At 45.4% G+C, this 17,362-nt stretch carries 18 protein-coding genes; 7 read left to right on the top strand and 11 right to left on the bottom strand.

Features of this window, described 5'->3' with window-relative positions:
• Positions 1-119 precede the first annotated feature (119 nt).
• Positions 120-308, bottom strand: coding sequence for a hypothetical protein (locus tag K4039_RS21095; RefSeq protein WP_265238194.1), 189 nt, complete (start codon positions 306-308; stop codon positions 120-122).
• Positions 309-477: 169 nt separating this feature from the next.
• A complete protein-coding gene (locus K4039_RS21090; RefSeq protein ID WP_265238192.1) occupies positions 478-705 on the bottom strand; it encodes a secretion protein HlyD in 228 nt (75 codons plus the stop codon).
• A gap of 345 nt (positions 706-1,050) precedes the next feature.
• On the opposite strand from K4039_RS21090, the gene K4039_RS21085 reads away from it, so the two are divergent.
• The 6 genes from K4039_RS21085 (at position 1,051) to K4039_RS21060 (ending at position 7,489) form a co-directional block, all read left to right on the top strand.
• Entirely contained in the window at positions 1,051-2,166 is a 1,116-nt protein-coding gene (locus tag K4039_RS21085; protein ID WP_265238190.1) for an HlyD family secretion protein, read from the top strand.
• Positions 2,167-2,432: 266 nt separating this feature from the next.
• Positions 2,433-3,443, top strand: coding sequence for a tryptophan--tRNA ligase (gene trpS, locus K4039_RS21080; RefSeq protein WP_265238189.1), 1,011 nt, complete (start codon positions 2,433-2,435; stop codon positions 3,441-3,443).
• A 173-nt stretch (positions 3,444-3,616) separates the two neighbouring features.
• Entirely contained in the window at positions 3,617-4,507 is an 891-nt protein-coding gene (locus K4039_RS21075; protein WP_265238187.1) for a methylenetetrahydrofolate reductase, read from the top strand.
• 40 nt (positions 4,508-4,547) lie between these two features.
• The gene (locus tag K4039_RS21070; protein WP_265238186.1) at positions 4,548-5,147 is read left to right on the top strand and encodes a Uma2 family endonuclease; all 600 of its coding nucleotides are present in this window, start codon (positions 4,548-4,550) and stop codon (positions 5,145-5,147) included.
• A gap of 79 nt (positions 5,148-5,226) precedes the next feature.
• Positions 5,227-5,823 carry a Uma2 family endonuclease gene (locus tag K4039_RS21065; RefSeq protein ID WP_265238185.1) on the top strand — a complete coding sequence of 199 codons (597 nt, stop codon included), beginning with the start codon at positions 5,227-5,229 and terminating at the stop codon, positions 5,821-5,823.
• A complete protein-coding gene (locus K4039_RS21060; RefSeq protein WP_265238183.1) occupies positions 5,816-7,489 on the top strand; it encodes a mucoidy inhibitor MuiA family protein in 1,674 nt (557 codons plus the stop codon). Before K4039_RS21065 ends, K4039_RS21060 begins: the two co-directional genes overlap by 8 nt.
• 254 nt (positions 7,490-7,743) lie before the next feature.
• On the opposite strand, the gene K4039_RS21055 is transcribed toward K4039_RS21060, so the two are convergent.
• The 9 genes from K4039_RS21055 to ebsA all read right to left on the bottom strand — a co-directional run bounded on the left by K4039_RS21055 (position 7,744) and on the right by ebsA (position 14,785).
• Complete coding sequence (locus tag K4039_RS21055; RefSeq protein WP_265238181.1) at positions 7,744-9,114, bottom strand: diguanylate cyclase domain-containing protein; 1,371 nt, start codon at positions 9,112-9,114, stop codon at positions 7,744-7,746.
• A complete protein-coding gene (locus K4039_RS21050; RefSeq protein ID WP_265238179.1) occupies positions 9,104-9,589 on the bottom strand; it encodes a hypothetical protein in 486 nt (161 codons plus the stop codon). Before K4039_RS21050 ends, K4039_RS21055 begins: the two co-directional genes overlap by 11 nt.
• 305 nt (positions 9,590-9,894) lie before the next feature.
• Positions 9,895-10,875, bottom strand: coding sequence for an SGNH/GDSL hydrolase family protein (locus K4039_RS21045; RefSeq protein WP_265238177.1), 981 nt, complete (start codon positions 10,873-10,875; stop codon positions 9,895-9,897).
• 4 nt (positions 10,876-10,879) lie between these two features.
• Positions 10,880-11,371 (bottom strand): YajQ family cyclic di-GMP-binding protein, encoded by a 492-nt coding sequence (locus tag K4039_RS21040; RefSeq protein WP_265238175.1) that lies wholly within the window; start codon positions 11,369-11,371, stop codon positions 10,880-10,882.
• A gap of 3 nt (positions 11,372-11,374) precedes the next feature.
• Positions 11,375-11,575: a hypothetical protein gene (locus K4039_RS21035; protein ID WP_265238173.1), complete on the bottom strand. Its 201-nt coding sequence runs from the start codon at positions 11,573-11,575 to the stop codon at positions 11,375-11,377.
• Complete coding sequence (locus K4039_RS21030) at positions 11,568-11,984, bottom strand: MAPEG family protein (protein WP_265238253.1); 417 nt, start codon at positions 11,982-11,984, stop codon at positions 11,568-11,570. Before K4039_RS21030 ends, K4039_RS21035 begins: the two co-directional genes overlap by 8 nt.
• A gap of 15 nt (positions 11,985-11,999) precedes the next feature.
• Positions 12,000-12,503: a DNA recombination-mediator protein A gene (locus K4039_RS21025; RefSeq protein WP_265238172.1), complete on the bottom strand. Its 504-nt coding sequence runs from the start codon at positions 12,501-12,503 to the stop codon at positions 12,000-12,002.
• Between the two features lie 266 nt (positions 12,504-12,769).
• Positions 12,770-13,867, bottom strand: a complete 1,098-nt coding sequence (locus K4039_RS21020; RefSeq protein WP_265238170.1) for a phosphotransacetylase family protein — start codon at positions 13,865-13,867, stop codon at positions 12,770-12,772.
• Between the two features lie 543 nt (positions 13,868-14,410).
• Positions 14,411-14,785 (bottom strand): type IV pilus biogenesis protein EbsA, encoded by a 375-nt coding sequence (gene ebsA / locus K4039_RS21015; protein WP_265238168.1) that lies wholly within the window; start codon positions 14,783-14,785, stop codon positions 14,411-14,413.
• Positions 14,786-15,367: 582 nt separating this feature from the next.
• Here ebsA and K4039_RS21010 point away from each other — a divergent pair.
• Positions 15,368-16,876 (top strand): glycosyltransferase family 2 protein, encoded by a 1,509-nt coding sequence (locus K4039_RS21010; RefSeq protein ID WP_265238166.1) that lies wholly within the window; start codon positions 15,368-15,370, stop codon positions 16,874-16,876.
• Positions 16,877-17,362: the final 486 nt, after the last annotated feature.

Below are 17,362 nucleotides of genomic sequence, written 5' to 3'. Positions count from 1 at the left end.
TTTTTAACAGAAACTAGAAATTATCTAAAATTTCTACAGCCTCGCTTAAATAAAGCACCATGAAATTATGGGTGCTTTCTCGATCAACAGTTAGAGAGCTGAATTCACAGCCCTAAACTTTAGGAGTAGCCGTAGCGGACTACTCTTCTGAAGGAACCGTCGCAATTCCGGCGGTACACTACCCAACTGCGCCGTTGATCGCAGTCGTTGTTGTAGCGATTATTGGCATAATAGTAACCGCCGTTGACGCTAGCTGATTCTTCAGGGGTGAGTTCAGCAAACAGTGAATTTTCCTTAGTTTCTTTCATGATTTGACTCCATTTAATTTGACAAGATGGAACGAGAATTAGAAATTTTATAAATCTCTATAGCCTCGTGTAATTACTAACTAATAGTTCTTGAAGGGGTGTGCGAGTTCCGGAATATTACCGAGATATTTTCTAAATTCATTTCGATCGCGCTACCTGACTCAGCTATCTAGACTATTAGGGTTTTGTAAGGGCGATCGCGAATCGGATCGTAAAGGAAAATCTGGCTGGGCTGTGGCAGGAAAAACAGCGTATTGACGCCATTGCTACTGCTGTTATTGGTGTCGCTGTTGCTGTTAGAACTGCTGAAACCCTTGGTAATGCTGCCACCGCTGACAGTACCCGATTCTCGATCCGTTAGTTCGGTGAAGAGTGAATTGTGTTGATTATCCGACATAAGGAACTCCTATTAATACATATCTACTTACTTACGTACAGATCCCAGAAAAACCGGGTAACAGCGCCAGAAATCATTGCTGAAATTCTCTAATTTCCTGACTTTTGCCCGCTGGCTCCACCATTCTTGATGTTTGGGGAGATTTCCGGGTGGAGACTGCAAAGCTGTGCGGATTTTGACCTTGACCCTATGAATTTTGATTGATATTTCTAAACCTATGCTTGGTGTCCGGAAAGCAGAAAATAAATGTGACGAAAGAAATAGGCGATCGCTCTCTCCCTTTCCCCAACTCAAAAATCAAAACTCAACATTCTTCCCCTCGAACCCTCACCCCCAGTAGCCGCCATGCCTCGCACTCCCGAACCCACACCCGCAGAAACCTTTGATAACGACCAGTTTTTGCCCCCTGTCAGCCGCTGGACAACTTTGGGGGGAATTTTGATGGTGGCCACGTTTGGCGGGGCGATCGCCCTTGCAAGCGTCACCAAATACAGTGCTACAGTCAAAGCAGACGCGATCGTCCGTCCAGCCGGAGAAGTGCGCGTTGTGCAAGCAGCAACCGAAGGAACCATCGAAAGCATTGCTGTCAGCGAGAATCAGACAGTAAAAGCCGGAGATGCGATCGCAGTTGTAGACGCTTCGCGTTTGGACACCCAAAAAAAGCAGTTCCAAGAAATCATTAATCAGTCTCAAACAGCAGCACAGCAAATCAACCAGCAACTGCGGGACTTGGAAAATCAAATTTTAGCCAGCGGCCAATTTCAAAGCATCAAAACTGCAAGTCCAGCCGCCCAGGAAGTAGTCGAGTCCGCTCTAGTGAAAATCGCCACATCGCAGCCGGATGTCGCCGAGAGACTGGGCCGAAGTCGGCGGGTTTTGCTCGTCAAGCGATCGTCCATTCAACAACAATTAATTCAAGCTAAAAAAGAACTCAATCAAATTCAGTCACAACTAGAAAATAGCGTGATCCGCGCGCCCGCTGATGGTACAATTCTGAAATTGGAAGTACAAAACACTGGTCAAACTATACAAGCCGGCAGTGCGATCGCCCAAATCGTCCCCAGCGACGTACCCCTAATAGTCAAAGCCAAAGTCACATCCCAAGACATCGCCCGCATCCAAATCGGCCAACCCGTACAGATCAGGATTTCCGCCTTACCCTTCCCCGATTACGGGACATTGAAAGGAACCGTCAGCGCGATCGCCCCAGACGCGATCGCCCCTCAAAATGCCGGTAACAATTTAGGTACAGCCTATTACGAAGTAGCAATTAAGCCCGAACAAACCTATTTAACCAAACTCCAATCCACCAGCGGTCAATTCTTCGGAACACCCCAGGCAAACGCCCCCCGCCAGTATTCAATTCAATCAGGAATGGAGGGCAGAGCCGATATTATCACCGGCCAAGAAACAGTTCTCACATTTATTTTACGAAAAGCCCGGTTGCTGACAGATTTGTAACTTTTTGCAAGATTAGACGGCGGTTTCAACCGCGTCTACACAAACGATGTCCGGATGGTGCGCGGACTGAAGAAATTAAAGGGATTTTAATGCCCATTCTTCAACCCGCGGAGGCGGGTTTTGTTTGTATAGACGCGGTTTCAACCGCCCGGTCTTCTTCTAGCCCCTTGCTGACAATGGTGCAAAATGTAAATTTCAACCAAAAGTATCTTAAATCAAAATAACGTGTCAAAATAGAAATGTGAAATAAATTCTATTCTTTCCTCATGGGTAAACAGCGCGTTCTTTCAGGAGTTCAGCCAACAGGCAATCTTCACCTCGGCAATTATCTCGGTGCCATTCGCAACTGGGTAGAAAATCAAAGCCAGTACGAAAACTACTTTTGCGTAGTCGATTTGCACGCAATTACCGCACCGCACAATCCAGCAACCCTAGCCTCCGACACTTACGCCATCGCCGCCCTCTATTTAGCTTGCGGCATCGATTTAGAACATTCTACTATTTTCGTGCAATCCCACGTCTCGGCCCATACAGAACTAGCATGGCTGCTAAACTGCATTACCCCGATTAACTGGCTCGAAGATATGATTCAGTTTAAAGAAAAAGCAATTAAACAAGGCGAAAATGTCAACGCAGGCTTGCTAAATTATCCCGTATTGATGGCAGCAGACATCTTGCTTTACGATGCCGATAAAGTGCCAGTGGGAGAAGACCAAAAACAGCATTTGGAACTCACCCGCGATATAGTCATCAGATTAAATCACCAATTCGGCACACCCGAAAAACCCGTATTAAAACTTCCTGAACCGCTAATTAGGGCAGACGGCGCGAGAGTAATGAGTTTGACAGACGGTACGCGCAAAATGTCAAAATCCGACCCTTCCGAACAAAGTCGAATTAACTTATTAGATTCGCCAGAAAACATTACTAAAAAAATCAAGCGCTGCAAAACAGATGCCGTCCGGGGCTTGACTTTCGACGACCCAGAACGCCCCGAAGCTAGAAATTTACTAACACTTTATCTCCTGCTTTCCGGCAAATCGAAGGAAGAAGTTGCAGCGGAATGTGAAAACATGGGTTGGGGAGATTTCAAACCCTTGTTGACAGAGACAACAATTAATGCCCTCAAACCAATTCAGGATAAATACAAGGACATAATGGACGAACCGGGATATTTAGAATCTGTACTGCGTCGCGGAAAAGAACAGGCAGAAACCATTGCCAACCAAACTCTGACTAAAGTTAAAACCGCCTTCGGTTATTCTCTACCTCTTTAATCATTAGTCAGTAGTCATTAGTCAGTAGTCAGTAGTCATTAGTCATTAGTCATTAGTCATTAGTAGTAACTACCAACTGTCAACTGCCAACTGTCAACTTCCAACTGCCAACTGTCAACTGTCAACTGCCAACTGTCAACTGTCAACTGTCAACTGTCAACTATCAACTAACTATGAACCGTTTTCGTACAGCCTGCACCACCCCCGGAGAATTTATAATTACCGCCGAAGTTGCTCCGCCAAAAGGGGGCGACATCACCCATACAATTCAAATGGCAGAACTTCTAAAAAATAGAGTTCACGCTATTAATATCACAGACGGCAGCCGCGCAGTGCTGCGAATGTGCCCGCTAGCAGTTTCCGTGATTCTATTGCAGCACGGCATTGAGCCGATTTGTCAAGTTGCTTGTCGCGATCGCAATCAAATAGGTTTGCAAGCCGATCTCATGGGAGCCCACGCTTTAGGCATCCATAATATCTTGGCACTCACCGGCGATCCAGTCAAAGCCGGCGACCATCCAAAAGCCAAAAGTGTATTCGATTTAGAATCAGTGCGACTGCTGCAAGTAATTCAAAAAATGAACGGCGGCAAAGACTGGAACGACAAAGCTTTAACAGACGGAGTTACCGATTTATTTGTCGGTGCCGCTGTCGATCCGCAATCCCCCAGTTGGTCTGGTTTACAAAGTCGATTTGAGAAAAAAGTAGAAGCCGGATCACAGTTTTTTCAGAGCCAATTAATTACAGATTTTGACGTTTTTGATAAGTTTATGCAGCAAATTGCTGCTGGCTGCAACAAACCAATTTTAGCAGGAATATTTTTGTTTAAATCAGCTAAAAATGCTGAATTTATTAAAAAATACGTGCCGGGAGTTCACATCCCGCAAGAGACGATCGATCGTTTGGCAAAATCCCCAGCACCTTTGCAGGAAGGCATAAAAATTGCGGCAGAACAAGTCAAGCTAGCGCGGCAATTATGTCAAGGAGTTCACATGATGGCAATCAAGCGAGAAGATTTGATTCCTCAAATTTTGGATTTGGCGGGAATCGAGCCGCTGAGTTAACATTGAGTTACTGCTACGATTTTAAATCAACAGGACAGTCATGGTTCAAACTATAGACAATCCCACAATTTCTCCCGCAGCCGAACAGCATTTTATCTTGCACGGCTTAACCTGGCATCAATTCAAAGCAATTCAAGCTAGCTTTGAGGACGTGCGGAATGTCCGTTTATTTTACTGTGAAGGAGTGTTAGAAATTGTGGCTACTGGAAAGTTGCATGAAGAAATTCGGTGTCTGATTGGCTTGCTAATAGGACAGTATTTTATACAAAGAAGAATTGTATTTTTCCCCAGCGGTGCTTACAGTCAGATAGTTGAGGGTAAAGTCGAGTATCAGTCAGATTTATCTTATTGTATAGGGAATAGAAAAGATGTTCCCGATCTGTGTATTGAGGTAGTTGTTACTAGCGGTAGTCCGATTAAACTTCAGAAGTATCGGCTGATGGGTGTAGCGGAAGTCTGGTTTTGGGAAGATGGAATGCTAGAGCTTTACCATTTGCGAGAACAGGGTTATGAGCAAATTACCAACAGCGAATTATTGCCTGAGTTAGACTTGTCTTTGCTCAAACGCTGCATTTTGTTTGCTTCGCCTTTGGATGCGCTTGAGGAGTTTGGTAGAGGAATGGGCGATCGCGAAACTTGACAAATTTTGGATTTGGCGGGAATCGAGCCGCTGAGTTAACATTGAGTTACTGCTACGATTTTAAATCAACAGGACAGTCATGGTTCAAACTATAGACAATCCCACAGTTTCTCCCACAGCCGAGCAGCATTTCACTTGCCGCGGCTTAACATGGCATCAATTCAAAGCAATTCAAGCTAGTTTTGATGATGTGCCTGGAGTGCGGTTATTTTATGGTCAAGGAGTGTTACAAATTGTGGGCATTAGTAAACCTCATGAAGTGGTTAAATCCATGATTGCAGGATTGCTTGGGATCTACTTTGAAGTTAAGGAAATTGAATTTTTTCCGAGCGGTGCTTACAGTCAGATTGTTGAAAATCAAGTCGAGTATCAGGCAGATTTGTCTTATTGTTTTGGGACAGATAAGGATGTTCCTGACTTATGCGTTGAGGTGGTGATTACTAGCGGGAGTCCGATTAAACTTCAGAAATATCGGCTAATGGGTGTGCCGGAAGTTTGGTTTTGGGAAGACGGAACGCTGCAAATTTACCGCTTGCAAGAACAGGGTTACGAGCGAATTACTAGCAGCGAATTGCTGCCTGAGTTAGACTTATCTTTGTTGAAGCGCTGCATTTTGTTTGCTTCGCCTTTGGAAGCATTAAAGGAGTTTCGTAAAGGGATTAGTGGCAATGACTGATTCAAATTTACTCGATCGCGATAATATCAAAATAGTAGAGTCGCAAATTTCCGAAGTTACCGCGTACACCGATCGCGCCCTGATCACCCGCCGCGGCACAGTAGCCCTGACGGGAAACGAGCGCGAATTGACGATCGCCTCCCTCCCCACAACCCTCGAAACAGAGTCAGTCAGGGCCACCGGCGCGGGTACAGTCGCCGTGCGATTGCTGGGAGTGCGTAGCGAAACAGTGTTTAGCAGCGAACCTACGGGCGATCGCATCGCCGAATTAACCCACCAAATCCAAGAATTAGAAACCCAAAAACGCGCCATAAAAGACCAAATCGCCGCGCGAATAATTCAACTCAACTTTGTCGAGAATTTGAGCGCAAAAAGCGTCGGTTCCTTTGCCAGTGGCATCGCCAAACAGCAAATTGGTTTGAACGAAACCGGAGAATTGCTCAATTTTTTAGGCAGCAATTATAAAAAGTACGTAAGTGCGATCGGGCAACACGAAAGACAGCAGCGCGAATTAGACAAGCAAATAGAAGCTTTGCGCCAGCAGTTGCGCCAACTACAAACTCCCCATTCCCAGAAAAGTTTTAACATCATTGTGGCGATCGAACCAAGCGGCAGCGGCAATTTTGAACTCGAAATTTCCTATGTAGTAACCCAAGCCCGTTGGACTCCCCTTTACGACTTGCGAATAGATACTACCAACAACCAAATCAATCTCAATTACCTAGCCGAAGTAAATCAAAATACAGGCGAAGATTGGACGGGAGTAGCGCTAACTTTATCAACAGCAAAACCCGGAATGGGAACTTTGCCGCCCAAACTCCAACCCTGGTTTATCGATATTGTTCGCCCAAAATCTGCTCAAAGCCAAGGCTTTCCCAGAGCGCGGATGGAACGAAGTGCGAAACCAGAAACGTCAGCAGTGTATGACAATTTCATGGAATCTGAGATGGAAGACGAGGAGCAATTAGACATGATGGCTGTTGGTGGCAGCGCTCCCGCACCCGAACCCATAGCAGCTCAAACCGCCACAGCAACAGTATCTAAAGCAGGCGGCACAGTCACCTTTCAAGTAGGAGGAAATACCAATATTCCCAGCGACGGCACGCCGCACAAAGTCACTATTTTCAGCGAAAATTATCCCTCCCAACTTCAATACATAGCCGTTCCGCGTTTAGTCAGCTTTGCTTATTTGCAAGCAATTGTCACCAATCCAATGACAGGTGCAACTCTCCTGCCCGGTCAAGCAAATATCTTTCGCGACAACACTTTCGTAGGTACTTTACAGCTAGCAAATATTTCCCCTGGCCAAGAATTCAAGCTGAATTTAGGAATAGATGAAGGACTAAAAATCGAGCGAGAATTAGTGGAAAGACAAGTAGATAAAAAACTGATCGGGAATCAGCGGCGCACGAGTTACGCTTATCGGTTAATTGTGACCAACTTGCAGCAACTGCCTGTAAACTTGACATTGAAAGAGCAACTACCAGTCAGCCGCAATGAACAAGTTAAAGTGCGGTTGACTCAAACTAATCCGAAGATAGTAGCAGGTGAAATGGGAATGTTGGAATGGATAATGTCTCTGCCCCCGCAAGCCAAACAAGAGTTAGATTACCAGTTTGTTGTCGAACATCCTCCCGACTTGACAGTCATTGGTTTAGATATTTAGTTAGGATTTACATTCTTAATGTGTAGCCCTAGCTACAGCTTATTTCTCTTTCAGCCAACCCTATTTCCATCCTGTGAGAAAGGCAGGATCTCCACCCTCTGCGGAAGCGTCAGGGGACGGAAAATATCAAACTTTCATGATCAAAAGTTTGACCATCTGACCATGAAAAAGAACAAACCAGGATTAATTACAACTGGCGAAAAGTCCTGTCTAACGGCATAATTCCCCCTTCCTCAAAAAAACGCCCCGATTTTTCAACAATTTGTACTCCAGCGATCGCGCCCCTGTTGTTTCGCATCGTACAAAGCTTTGTCTGCAAAGGCTACCAGTGTATCTGGTTGAACTTCCAAGGTGGGTATGACTGAGGAAATACCCAAACTAACTGTGACGATTTCCTTCACGTCAGACTCTGCATGAGGAATCGCCAGATTGTGAATTTCTTCTTGAATGTTTTGTGCCACCTTAATCCCTCCTTCTAAATCCGTATTCGGGAGGAGTATCACAAATTCTTCGCCACCGTAACGCGCTGCTAAATCGGTGGGACGACGGACTACTTTTTGTAATGTTTGACCTATTCTAATTAAGCAATCATCGCCAGCCAAATGACCATAGTAGTCGTTGTAGGATTTGAATTTATCAACGTCCAATAAAATTAGAGAAAGTGGCTGATTTTCTCGCGCTAGGCGTTGCCATTCACTTTGAAGGCGATTGTTGAAACAGCGACGGTTAGCCACCTGAGTCAAACCATCGATATTTACCAGTTCTTCTAATTTTTGATTGGCATCTTGGAGAGCCAATTCTATTTGTTTGCGGGCGGTAATATCACGAATAGTAACAGAAAAACCATCTCCTAACTTAACTGCTACGAAGTGAAACCAGCAAGATTTTTCCGATTCATAGTAAAAATTCTGTTCTAAAGATTCCCCCGTCTCAACAATATTAACGAAGCGATTAAATAATTCTAGATCAATATTGTTCAAAAAGTTTTTTAGTACCAATTTGCCAATCATCTCTTCACTACTGCATTTAAAAGCTCTAGCAATCACGGGGTTGACAACTAAACACCGAAAATCTTCAATCTCCCCTGTTTGGGGGTTAAGAACAGCCTGCATTGCCGCAATACCATCAAGGGAACTATTCAAAACACTAGCCAGTAAAGCCCTCGATTGATAAAGTACCTCTTCTGCTTCCCGGCGCTTAATGTTTTCTTGTTCCAGAAGCTGTTGCTGGCGTTGAATCGTTAACTGATTTTCCAGACGCGCCACTACTTCTTCGATTTGAAATGGTTTGGTGATGTAGTCTATAGCCCCTGAATCAAAGGCGGTTACTTTGTCGAAGACATCATCTAAAGCACTAATGAAAATCACTGGAATGTGGCTAAAATCTGCATCGGCTTTGAGAGTTCTACAGACTTGATAACCATCCATTTCTGGCATCTTAACATCTAAAAGTATCACATCTGGTCGCTTTACCTTCACCGTTTTCATTGCCATTCGCCCACTGGTGACGCTGCGAACAGTGTAGCCGAGTTTGAGGAGCGCATCGCTTAGTAATTGTAGATTTTCTAGAAGATCGTCTACAATTAGAATATTACCTTTCTTTTCGATTTCCGAATTAAGATTCATTGCTTATTAGGGGTTCAACTAAATCAAGAATCTGCTCAAACTTAAATTCACTGGCAAGTTTTGTTAGGGATTTTATCAAACGAGTTTCTGTTTGAGGAATTTCTCCTACGACTTGTAACACGAGGTTAGTATTTGCCTCAAGTGCAGCTTCGTATAGTTGACTAATCCATTCTTGATTCATACAGCTTAAATCTTCCGATGTCAATGGGCTTTTTTCTGTATCATCCAAGACAGGAGATATTGTTTCTGCATAGATATATTTGACTCCCAAATGCTTAGCTAGTGCATCAAAAATACTGTGTTCAACGAAGGGTTTGCGAAGGAAGTCATCACAACCGGCTGAAAGCCCGATCGCCTTTTCTTCTTCCAACACACTCGCGGTTAAAGCAATTATAGCTGTAGCATTGCCTTTGGTGATATATTTGACGTATTTTGTGGCTTCGCCGCCATCCATCACAGACATCCTGATGTTCATCCCATCTTTCGGCAGCTAAATAGATCCACTTTAAAAAATGTAAAGTATAGTCCTAGACGCAGAAACTTGGTTTTTCATCGGCAGTCAGCGCCACAGGATTTACGTCGGTTAAGTGCGACCAACTTGCAGTAAGTGCGGGTAAACTTGAGACTAAAAGAGTCATGAATTTAGATATTTAAAATCAATTTCGATTAGATATTGCTACACAATTAAATTTTTTACCAATTATTGAAATTCGCCGATCGGGATCGGGAAAGGGCAATACCGTTTGCTTACAGACGATCGCGTAAAATATATGTGTGGCACTACTTTTCAGAGTTGGTATTAGTTAATGAGCAAGCAGCTAATTTTTTCTCAGTACACAACTGCTGAAAGACTAAATCTGCGATTGATTCATAGGCTGGGGCTGTGGGGTGTACGCCATCCCGAAAATAACTTTCTACCGTGGTTTTCGGCAATTTTGACCAGGCTACGTGAATGTCTATGACTGGAATTTTCAAAGCTTTTAGCCGATCGACAAACTCAGATTTAAACCTTGGCTGATTCGGTATCGGCAGTAAATCCGCTCGATCGCAAGTATACAACACAAACAACGGAATATTCTTAGCTCGCACCAAAGCAACTATTTGCTCAAATCGCTGCATATTTTCCCTAAACCGTTGTGATTCCGACACCGGCACTCCCGCCGCAGGAGAATTCGATACAAAAATACTTGACAATTTGGGGCTAACGTGTCTTTGAAACGCTTCTTGAATTGCCAATAACGGTTTGCGATTCGGCATCAGCGGGTCATTTCCCACCCCCGCGCTGCTGCTTGGAGGTTGTAGCAAATCGTGAGTACCAATTTGCAAAATCACAGCATCGCTTTCAAAAGTGCCAAACTTGCGAATATATCCCAATTGATTGCCAATTCCCCAAGAACCTGCAGAAGCATTCAGCACCTCAACTTGGTTTTTTATGCCCAACAAACGCGCTTCAAACAATTCTGGAATAGTTTCTTGCTGATCGGTGGTATTATTACCGTTGAGAACCGAATCTCCTATCATCAAAATTCTGAGAGTACCTTCAGGCTTTGCTGAATCGATTTGTTCAGAACGCTGAGAAAATTGATTGTACTCAAGTCTATTGCCAAAGCGATATACAAGTTGATTTGGTGCAAATATATAGCCAGCATTCGCATCAGCTTGCAGCAAGGCAGGATTTCCGAATCCGAGCAAGCGCAAGGCAAGTTCTATAGCACTCAAAGATGCGATCGCACAACTGACAATCCAATACTTAGCTTTCACCAATTTACCGGTAATTGTTAAACTGCAAAGCCACGGGATAATCTTCTTGCTTCAATCGTTGAATCACCAACTGCAAATCATCCTTATCTTTAGCAGAAACCCGCACTGAATCGCCTTGAATCGAACCTTGAATTTTTTTGAACTCATCGCGGATTAACTTAGTAATCTGTTTGGCGATTTCTTGAGTTAGTCCTTTTTTTAGTTTAATTTCTTGACGGACGCGGCTGCCGCTAGCAGGATCAATTTTGCCGTAATCAAAAATTTTCAAAGATAAATTCCGCTTGGCGGCTTTAGTTTGCAAAACAGTGTGAACCGCATCGAGAGTAAATTCGCTGTCGGTATTAACAGTGATTGATTCTTCGCCCAATTCTACGGTTGTTTTGGTATCTTTTAAATCGTAGCGGCTTTGAATTTCTCGCACTGTTTGGTCAACAGCGTTAACTAATTCTTGTCGATCGAACTCGCTGACAATATCGAATGAATAATTAGCAGCCATAAATTAGTAATTGGGAATTGGGAATTGGGAATTGGGAATTGGGAATTGGGAATTGGGAATTGGGAATTGGGAATTGGGAATTGGGAATTGGGAATTGGGAATTGGGAATTGGGAATTTAAAATATTCTTCCTTCTTCCCTCTTCCCTCTTCCTTCTTCCTTCTTCCTTCTTCCTTCTTCTTTCTGACAACTGACAATTAGCCATTCACAGCCATCAAACTGATATAGAATAAAGAAACAGCGCAAGAAGAACTAATCGCAAACATGAGCGATCGCCCCAGAGGCACATTCAGAATATAGAAAACCGAAAACAACAACCGGGCTAGAGGAAAAGCGATCGCAGCCCAGCCCGCCGCCTCCGAATCTACTCCTGTCACAAAAGCCATCAAAGCCGCCGCTGAAAACAGCATAAACGTCTCAAACGAATTTTGGTGAGCCCAAGTTGCCCGCTGAGCGTAAGCAGGCAAGCTCTCAAACATAGCGCGAGGTGCTGCTTGATCGTAACCTAGCTGCAAGCGAGCGAGGGCAACCACCAAAAACGGTGCATAAACCAGCGCAGCAGCAGCAGCAATACAATCAAGCAGAATAACCGACACAGGCAATCCCAACAGCATCATCCGCCTCGCATTTCAATCAAAATAGAACAGAGTCACCACTTTGCGCTGTTCCTCCGCATCCTGGCAAGTTTTCAGCAAAGTGTGGCTTTCGTGAAAAGCAAAACAGATCAGTTGCTGACAGCGAGAAATAATCTCCTGGTTGCACATGGCGCTGGATTCCGGGAGAGACAAGCTGTCATTTTTGGGATTTTCTACCAAATGTATGACTTGTTCGAGCTGCTCGCGGGACTCCCGCGGCTGGCGGCTCATACTTTGTGGCAAAATCACTGTCAGCAGATTAGGATCTGCTCGCATTGCGCCCCGAATTGCGGCTGAATTGGTGCCTGTAGCCCCCGATGTGATGAGCTGGTTGCCTCCCAGAACTATGGCGTAGCTCAGCATCTCAATTAGCTGCTGGTGGGTAATAGGAACGTGGCGAGAACCCAAAAGAGCAATCCGCTTGGAGCTGGTTTGCTGGATTGCCGCAAGTTCTTGTAAAAAATCATCAACTCTGGGTAGCTCAATTGATTGACTCAAAGAATTTATTAAATTAAATAAAACTACGTTGTGGATTCTAGCAGACTCACTAGCCATTGCCGCCAAAAAGAAGTTAAGAATTCCTGATTTACGATATCTGACCAGAAATGGGGAGATTTGAGGAAGCCAGAAGGCAGAATGTCTGAAGGTAGAATTCAAGAAAAATTGAGAATTTAAGAACTTTTTATTTTATTTTTCCAATAAAAAACTCTCTTGGCCTTCTTCGCTCTGCCGAATAGCTTCTTCGCTCAGTTCGGGCTGCGTGCTTAATGGACTTGATCGCCCAAACCCAAGGATGCCATCATGCTCTTGAGGTCAAAGTGTTCTGCCATTAGCTGACTAACGCATTCCACCTTGATCGGTTCGTGCAGGCGCACGCTGCCAAAGGTGCTGTCGATAATTTCCACCGTGGTTAAGGTATCCAAATCAACAGACAAAACTGGAATTTCCATTTCTTCTGCCCTGCCAATCACGAGGGGAGAAGGAGGCAAGTGGCCGGTGAGAATTAAGCACTGAGTCGAGCTTTCCAAAGCTGCTAGCTGAATGTCGGTGCGATCGCCCCCGGTGACTACCGCCATATTTCTTGCTTTGCGGAAATACTTCATAGCTGAGCTAACATTCATCGCACCAATTGTCAAGGTTTCCACCATCAAGTCCAAACGGTCTCGACGGCAGAGGACATCAGCTTTCAATTGGTGCACCAATTCTTTGACGCTGACACTGCGCAGCAAAGCGCTTCTCGGTAGCATTCCCAAAACCGGAATGCCGCGACGCTCCAGAAAAGGCCGCACAGTCGCCGTGATGGATTCGAGTTTGTCCGAGGGAACGTCGTTGAGTACAACACCAGCCAAGCGGGAACCCAAACGCCGTTTAGCCGACAGCAAATCGTCTACATAAAGATCGATCGGGCGGACTACCAGAAGCACAGAGGCATCAACTACCTCAGCAATTTGAGCCAAAGACAAGTCAAACAGACTGCCTTCCTCCAAATTAGCCGGGCCTTCCAACAGCACCAAGTCTCCGCTGGGATCTTGCAAATATTGCGCCAGAGACTGGCGGTAATCTATCTTGTCTTCTCCGCGCAAACGCTTGTGAACCGTCTCTTCGTCCAAAGACAGCAGAGTTGACGGTATCTGACTTTCTGAGAGCTTCAGCGTCTCTACCGCAAACCGCACGTCTTCCTCCTCGGCTCCAGCTCCCTCCGAGCTGAAACAGGTTCCCAGAGGTTTGCCGTAGGCGATCGCCAGTCCTTGTTCCCGAAGTGCGAGGGCCATCCCCAGGGCGATCGCAGACTTGCCGCTGTAAGCTTTTGTCGAACCGATCAGCAAATATTTAGTCAATTTTGGTACGCCTTCTCTCCTCAATTTGCACCTGTCTATTTAAATAAATTTAGTTTATTCAACAGTATTTCAGCACGGCGAGTCAATTTCGCTATCCGATTATACTCGATTTTGTCGCGTTTGCGTAGATTGATTTTTTTGTGGAAACTTTTATTCACTTGTTCGCCACCCTTTTGTTCGCATTTTTTTTACATTTTTTTTCATATTTTTTTTGAGCATCGGTTTTCAATAACTATTTAAAATTGAACGAAATGCGAAGGTGCGATCGCACTTTAAAGCATCGCCCAAGGGATGCTTGATAACAATAAAATAACTCAGTTAGTCTTCCGGCTTTTGAAATACAAGGCTTACGCATGGGAGGCGAAAGACCAGGCTTATTCGTATATTTCTCATTACTAAACGCTAAATCTCGTAGAAACCAGGTTTCATCAGTCAGCGCGCGTAAATCCTAAAATAGAAATAGCGCACCAATAATATAATCTCGCCGTCCCGATGGCATTACATTATTAGTGCGCATTTTATGTAGCAATTAATTACAAACTTTGGAAAGCGCGGGTGCGGTGAAAATCACTCATCCATGCGCATGAGCTTCCGGTAAAACGTTTTAGAAAAATCGACGGTACGAGTCCGCTGAAAAGTCAAAAGTACCTCAATTAAGCAACTGACAAACTCCGAGCTTTGCAGAGTCACTTCGTAGCTGAGTTCAGCATTGCCGTCAAACAACACCCGACAGCGGGTCAAATCCATCGGCAGCGACGAGATATTCCAACTAGCTACAAAGGGTACATCTTCGCCGCCGTCAATTTTTCTTGCCCCCTCCAAGCTTTTGAGCTTGTAGAGGCCAATAGCGTGCGGCAAGAACTTGCGCTTGGGCTCTTGATAGAAAGGCGCGTAGACTTTCACTTCTTTGTCGTCGGCTGGTTTCAGTTGAGGAAGAGACATATTTCCGCATCCTGACAGTGGGTTGAGATCATCTGAAAAAACTAGCAGATATTCCTAGTCGATCGCAAGCAAAACTCAGTCGATTTGAGATTTTAGATTTTAGATCCTAGATTTACTTGCAGCGTAGTAAATCTGCGGGCTTGAATTTGGCTATAAAATTTGGATCGGATCACGATAATTATCGGGGGCTTGTATCCGTTTTTGGATGGGTAATCCCAAAGACTCTATAGCGGTTCTCAAGCGTGGTGAGGATAGCCCAATGCCCAATCCCTCCGCTTCGCTTCGCCCAATGACCTGTTTGCCCAATCCCTCCGCTTCGCTTCGCCCAATGCCCTGTTTGGCCAATGCCCAATGCCCTGTTTGGCCAATGCCCTGTTTGGCCAATGCCCTGTTTGCCCAATGCGGTTCGCGTACCTAATCTTTCTGAGAAAGACTCTATGCAATGCCAGTTTCCCTGGGCCGTACTCTTGGGCGAGTCCCCACAAACCTGCTCCCATTGGCTTTCGACAAAAGCCCAGAAACTGGTACAGTAGATACTTATCTCTAAAATCAAAAACTATTGGTGGTTAAATCAAGTAACCTATGCAGGAGAGTTCTTGGCCAGAAAACGACGATCGCAGCGAGCTTAACTTGGACATCCCTGATTTAGCGAAAGAAGAGCTCAAGAGTTTGACCTCGAACTCGAAGGTAAGCAAAATATTTGCCCTACCAGACATGGGCGACAGGGTGTTTGACGCAGAAACTTCATCAGAGCTCCCAGTTGCGGTGTCTGTGCCGGGATCTCCATCTTTTCCTCAGAATCTGTACCGGGGACGGCGGGGAAAAGCTGCCGCGGTGCTGACTGCGATTTGGGGAGGGACGATCGCCCTACACTTGATTTCTTGGGGTGCGTGGGTAGTGTGGGGGTTGACGGGACTGCTGTGGATGCAAGCATTGCGAGTTTTGTTTGCCCAGCCCAAGCCCGCACTGCCTCCTCTTGCCGATGAAAGTCGAGAGGATTGGCCATTTGTGTCGCTGCTGGTGGCGGCGAAAAATGAGGAAGCGGTGATTGCCCGATTCGTACAATCAATCTGCAATGTAGATTACCCGATCGACCGTTACGAAGTTTGGGCGATCGACGATCACAGCAGCGACAGCACAGCGCTGGTTTTGGAACAGCTAACCAAACAGTACCCGCAGCTCAAAGTATTTAGCAGAGGAGCAAATGCCAGCGGCGGTAAGTCAGGAGCCCTGAATCAAGTTTTGCCGCTGACTCGCGGTGAATTTGTGGGCATATTTGACGCCGACGCCACGGTAACACCGGATTTGCTGCGCCGGGTGCTGCCGATGTTCAATGCAGAACAGGTAGGCGCGGTGCAAGTCAGAAAAGCCATCGCCAATGCTGCGGTAAATGTGTGGACTCGCGGCCAAGAAGCAGAAATGGCTCTCGATAGTTTTTTCCAGCAGCAACGGATTGCGATCGGCGGCATAGGAGAATTGCGCGGTAACGGCCAATTCATGCGCCGTACAGCCTTAGAACGCTGCGGCGGCTGGAACGAGGAAACGATTACCGACGACCTAGATTTGACCGTGAGGCTGCACCTAGACCAGTGGGACATTGAATTTTTGGCTTCCCCAGCCGTGTCAGAAGAAGGAGTCACCAATGCTCGCGCCCTGTGGCACCAGCGCAATCGGTGGGCAGAAGGCGGCTATCAGCGTTATCTTGACTATTGGCGGCTAATTTTTCGCAACCGGATGGGAACGGGGAAAACTTGGGATTTATTTGGATTTTGGGTATCTCAATATTTCTTGCCCACAGTAGCGCTGCCTGACTTTTTGATGTCAATTGCGCTGCGCCGGATGCCTCTAGCCAGTCCGATAACTGTGATGACTCTTACCTTGTCGCTGGTCGGAATGTTTGTCGGTTTGCGTCGCACTCGCAAAGAGACGAAATTTGACATTAAAAGAGTTTTTGTCACCTTGCTGCAAACGCTGCGGGGTACTGTGTATATGTTGCACTGGCTGCTGGTAGGGATTGTGACGGCTCGGATTTCGGTGCGTCCCAAGCGACTGAAATGGGTTAAAACCGTCCATCAAGGCACTGCTAATTAGAAGGAAGAAGGAAGAAGGAAGAAGGAAGAAGGAAGAAGACATACACGGCAAGCTTGAGCGCGAGCCGTATTTGACGTTTAATTAGGTGGATTTACTTAGCATCAATTGATAATTAGCTGGCAGAAATATCTCGGATCAGTATTGCCCAAAGTACGAAGATATAGCGGTTCTCAAAAAAGTGAGGATAGCCCAATGCCCAATCCCTCCGCTTCGCTTCGCCCAATGCCCTGTTTGGCCAATGCCCAATGCCCAATGCCGTTCGCGTACCTGATCTTTCTGAGAAAGGCTATAAAACAACTACCAACCATCTCCCTACCCTGTCCCCGCGCGAGTCAACAGTAAAATTTTGCAATTAGTCGATCGCAAAACAAAAACTACAAAACAGCTTAATCGATAGGTGATCTTCTAGCAATACCGAATAAGTAATCGGCAACATAAAAATTTAAGATTAAAATTAAAAGCTCAAAGCCCTAACTTTTAAATTTT

The sequence above is a fragment of the Lyngbya sp. CCAP 1446/10 genome, assembly GCF_026130175.1.
Lineage (GTDB): Bacteria > Cyanobacteriota > Cyanobacteriia > Cyanobacteriales > Microcoleaceae > Microcoleus.
The sequence above is the reverse complement of the archived record's forward strand: the minus strand, read 5'-3'. Positions and strand labels throughout refer to the sequence as shown.

Bases quoted from the DNA above. Each gene is read 5' to 3' on its own strand.
- K4039_RS21035 (WP_265238173.1), bottom strand. From the start codon at position 11,575: ATGGCTAATTGTCAGTTGTCAGAAAGAAGAAGGAAGAAGGAAGAAGGA.
- K4039_RS21075 (WP_265238187.1), top strand. From the start codon at position 3,617: ATGAACCGTTTTCGTACAGCCTGCACCACCCCCGGAGAATTTATAATT.
- K4039_RS21055 (WP_265238181.1), bottom strand. From the start codon at position 9,114: ATGAATCTTAATTCGGAAATCGAAAAGAAAGGTAATATTCTAATTGTA.
- K4039_RS21010 (WP_265238166.1), top strand. From the start codon at position 15,368: ATGCAGGAGAGTTCTTGGCCAGAAAACGACGATCGCAGCGAGCTTAAC.
- K4039_RS21050 (WP_265238179.1), bottom strand. From the start codon at position 9,589: ATGAACATCAGGATGTCTGTGATGGATGGCGGCGAAGCCACAAAATAC.
- K4039_RS21065 (WP_265238185.1), top strand. From the start codon at position 5,227: ATGGTTCAAACTATAGACAATCCCACAGTTTCTCCCACAGCCGAGCAG.
- K4039_RS21070 (WP_265238186.1), top strand. From the start codon at position 4,548: ATGGTTCAAACTATAGACAATCCCACAATTTCTCCCGCAGCCGAACAG.
- K4039_RS21030 (WP_265238253.1), bottom strand. From the start codon at position 11,984: ATGCTGTTGGGATTGCCTGTGTCGGTTATTCTGCTTGATTGTATTGCT.
- ebsA (WP_265238168.1), bottom strand. From the start codon at position 14,785: ATGTCTCTTCCTCAACTGAAACCAGCCGACGACAAAGAAGTGAAAGTC.
- K4039_RS21040 (WP_265238175.1), bottom strand. From the start codon at position 11,371: ATGGCTGCTAATTATTCATTCGATATTGTCAGCGAGTTCGATCGACAA.
- K4039_RS21090 (WP_265238192.1), bottom strand. From the start codon at position 705: ATGTCGGATAATCAACACAATTCACTCTTCACCGAACTAACGGATCGA.
- K4039_RS21095 (WP_265238194.1), bottom strand. From the start codon at position 308: ATGAAAGAAACTAAGGAAAATTCACTGTTTGCTGAACTCACCCCTGAA.
- K4039_RS21085 (WP_265238190.1), top strand. From the start codon at position 1,051: ATGCCTCGCACTCCCGAACCCACACCCGCAGAAACCTTTGATAACGAC.
- trpS (WP_265238189.1), top strand. From the start codon at position 2,433: ATGGGTAAACAGCGCGTTCTTTCAGGAGTTCAGCCAACAGGCAATCTT.
- K4039_RS21060 (WP_265238183.1), top strand. From the start codon at position 5,816: ATGACTGATTCAAATTTACTCGATCGCGATAATATCAAAATAGTAGAG.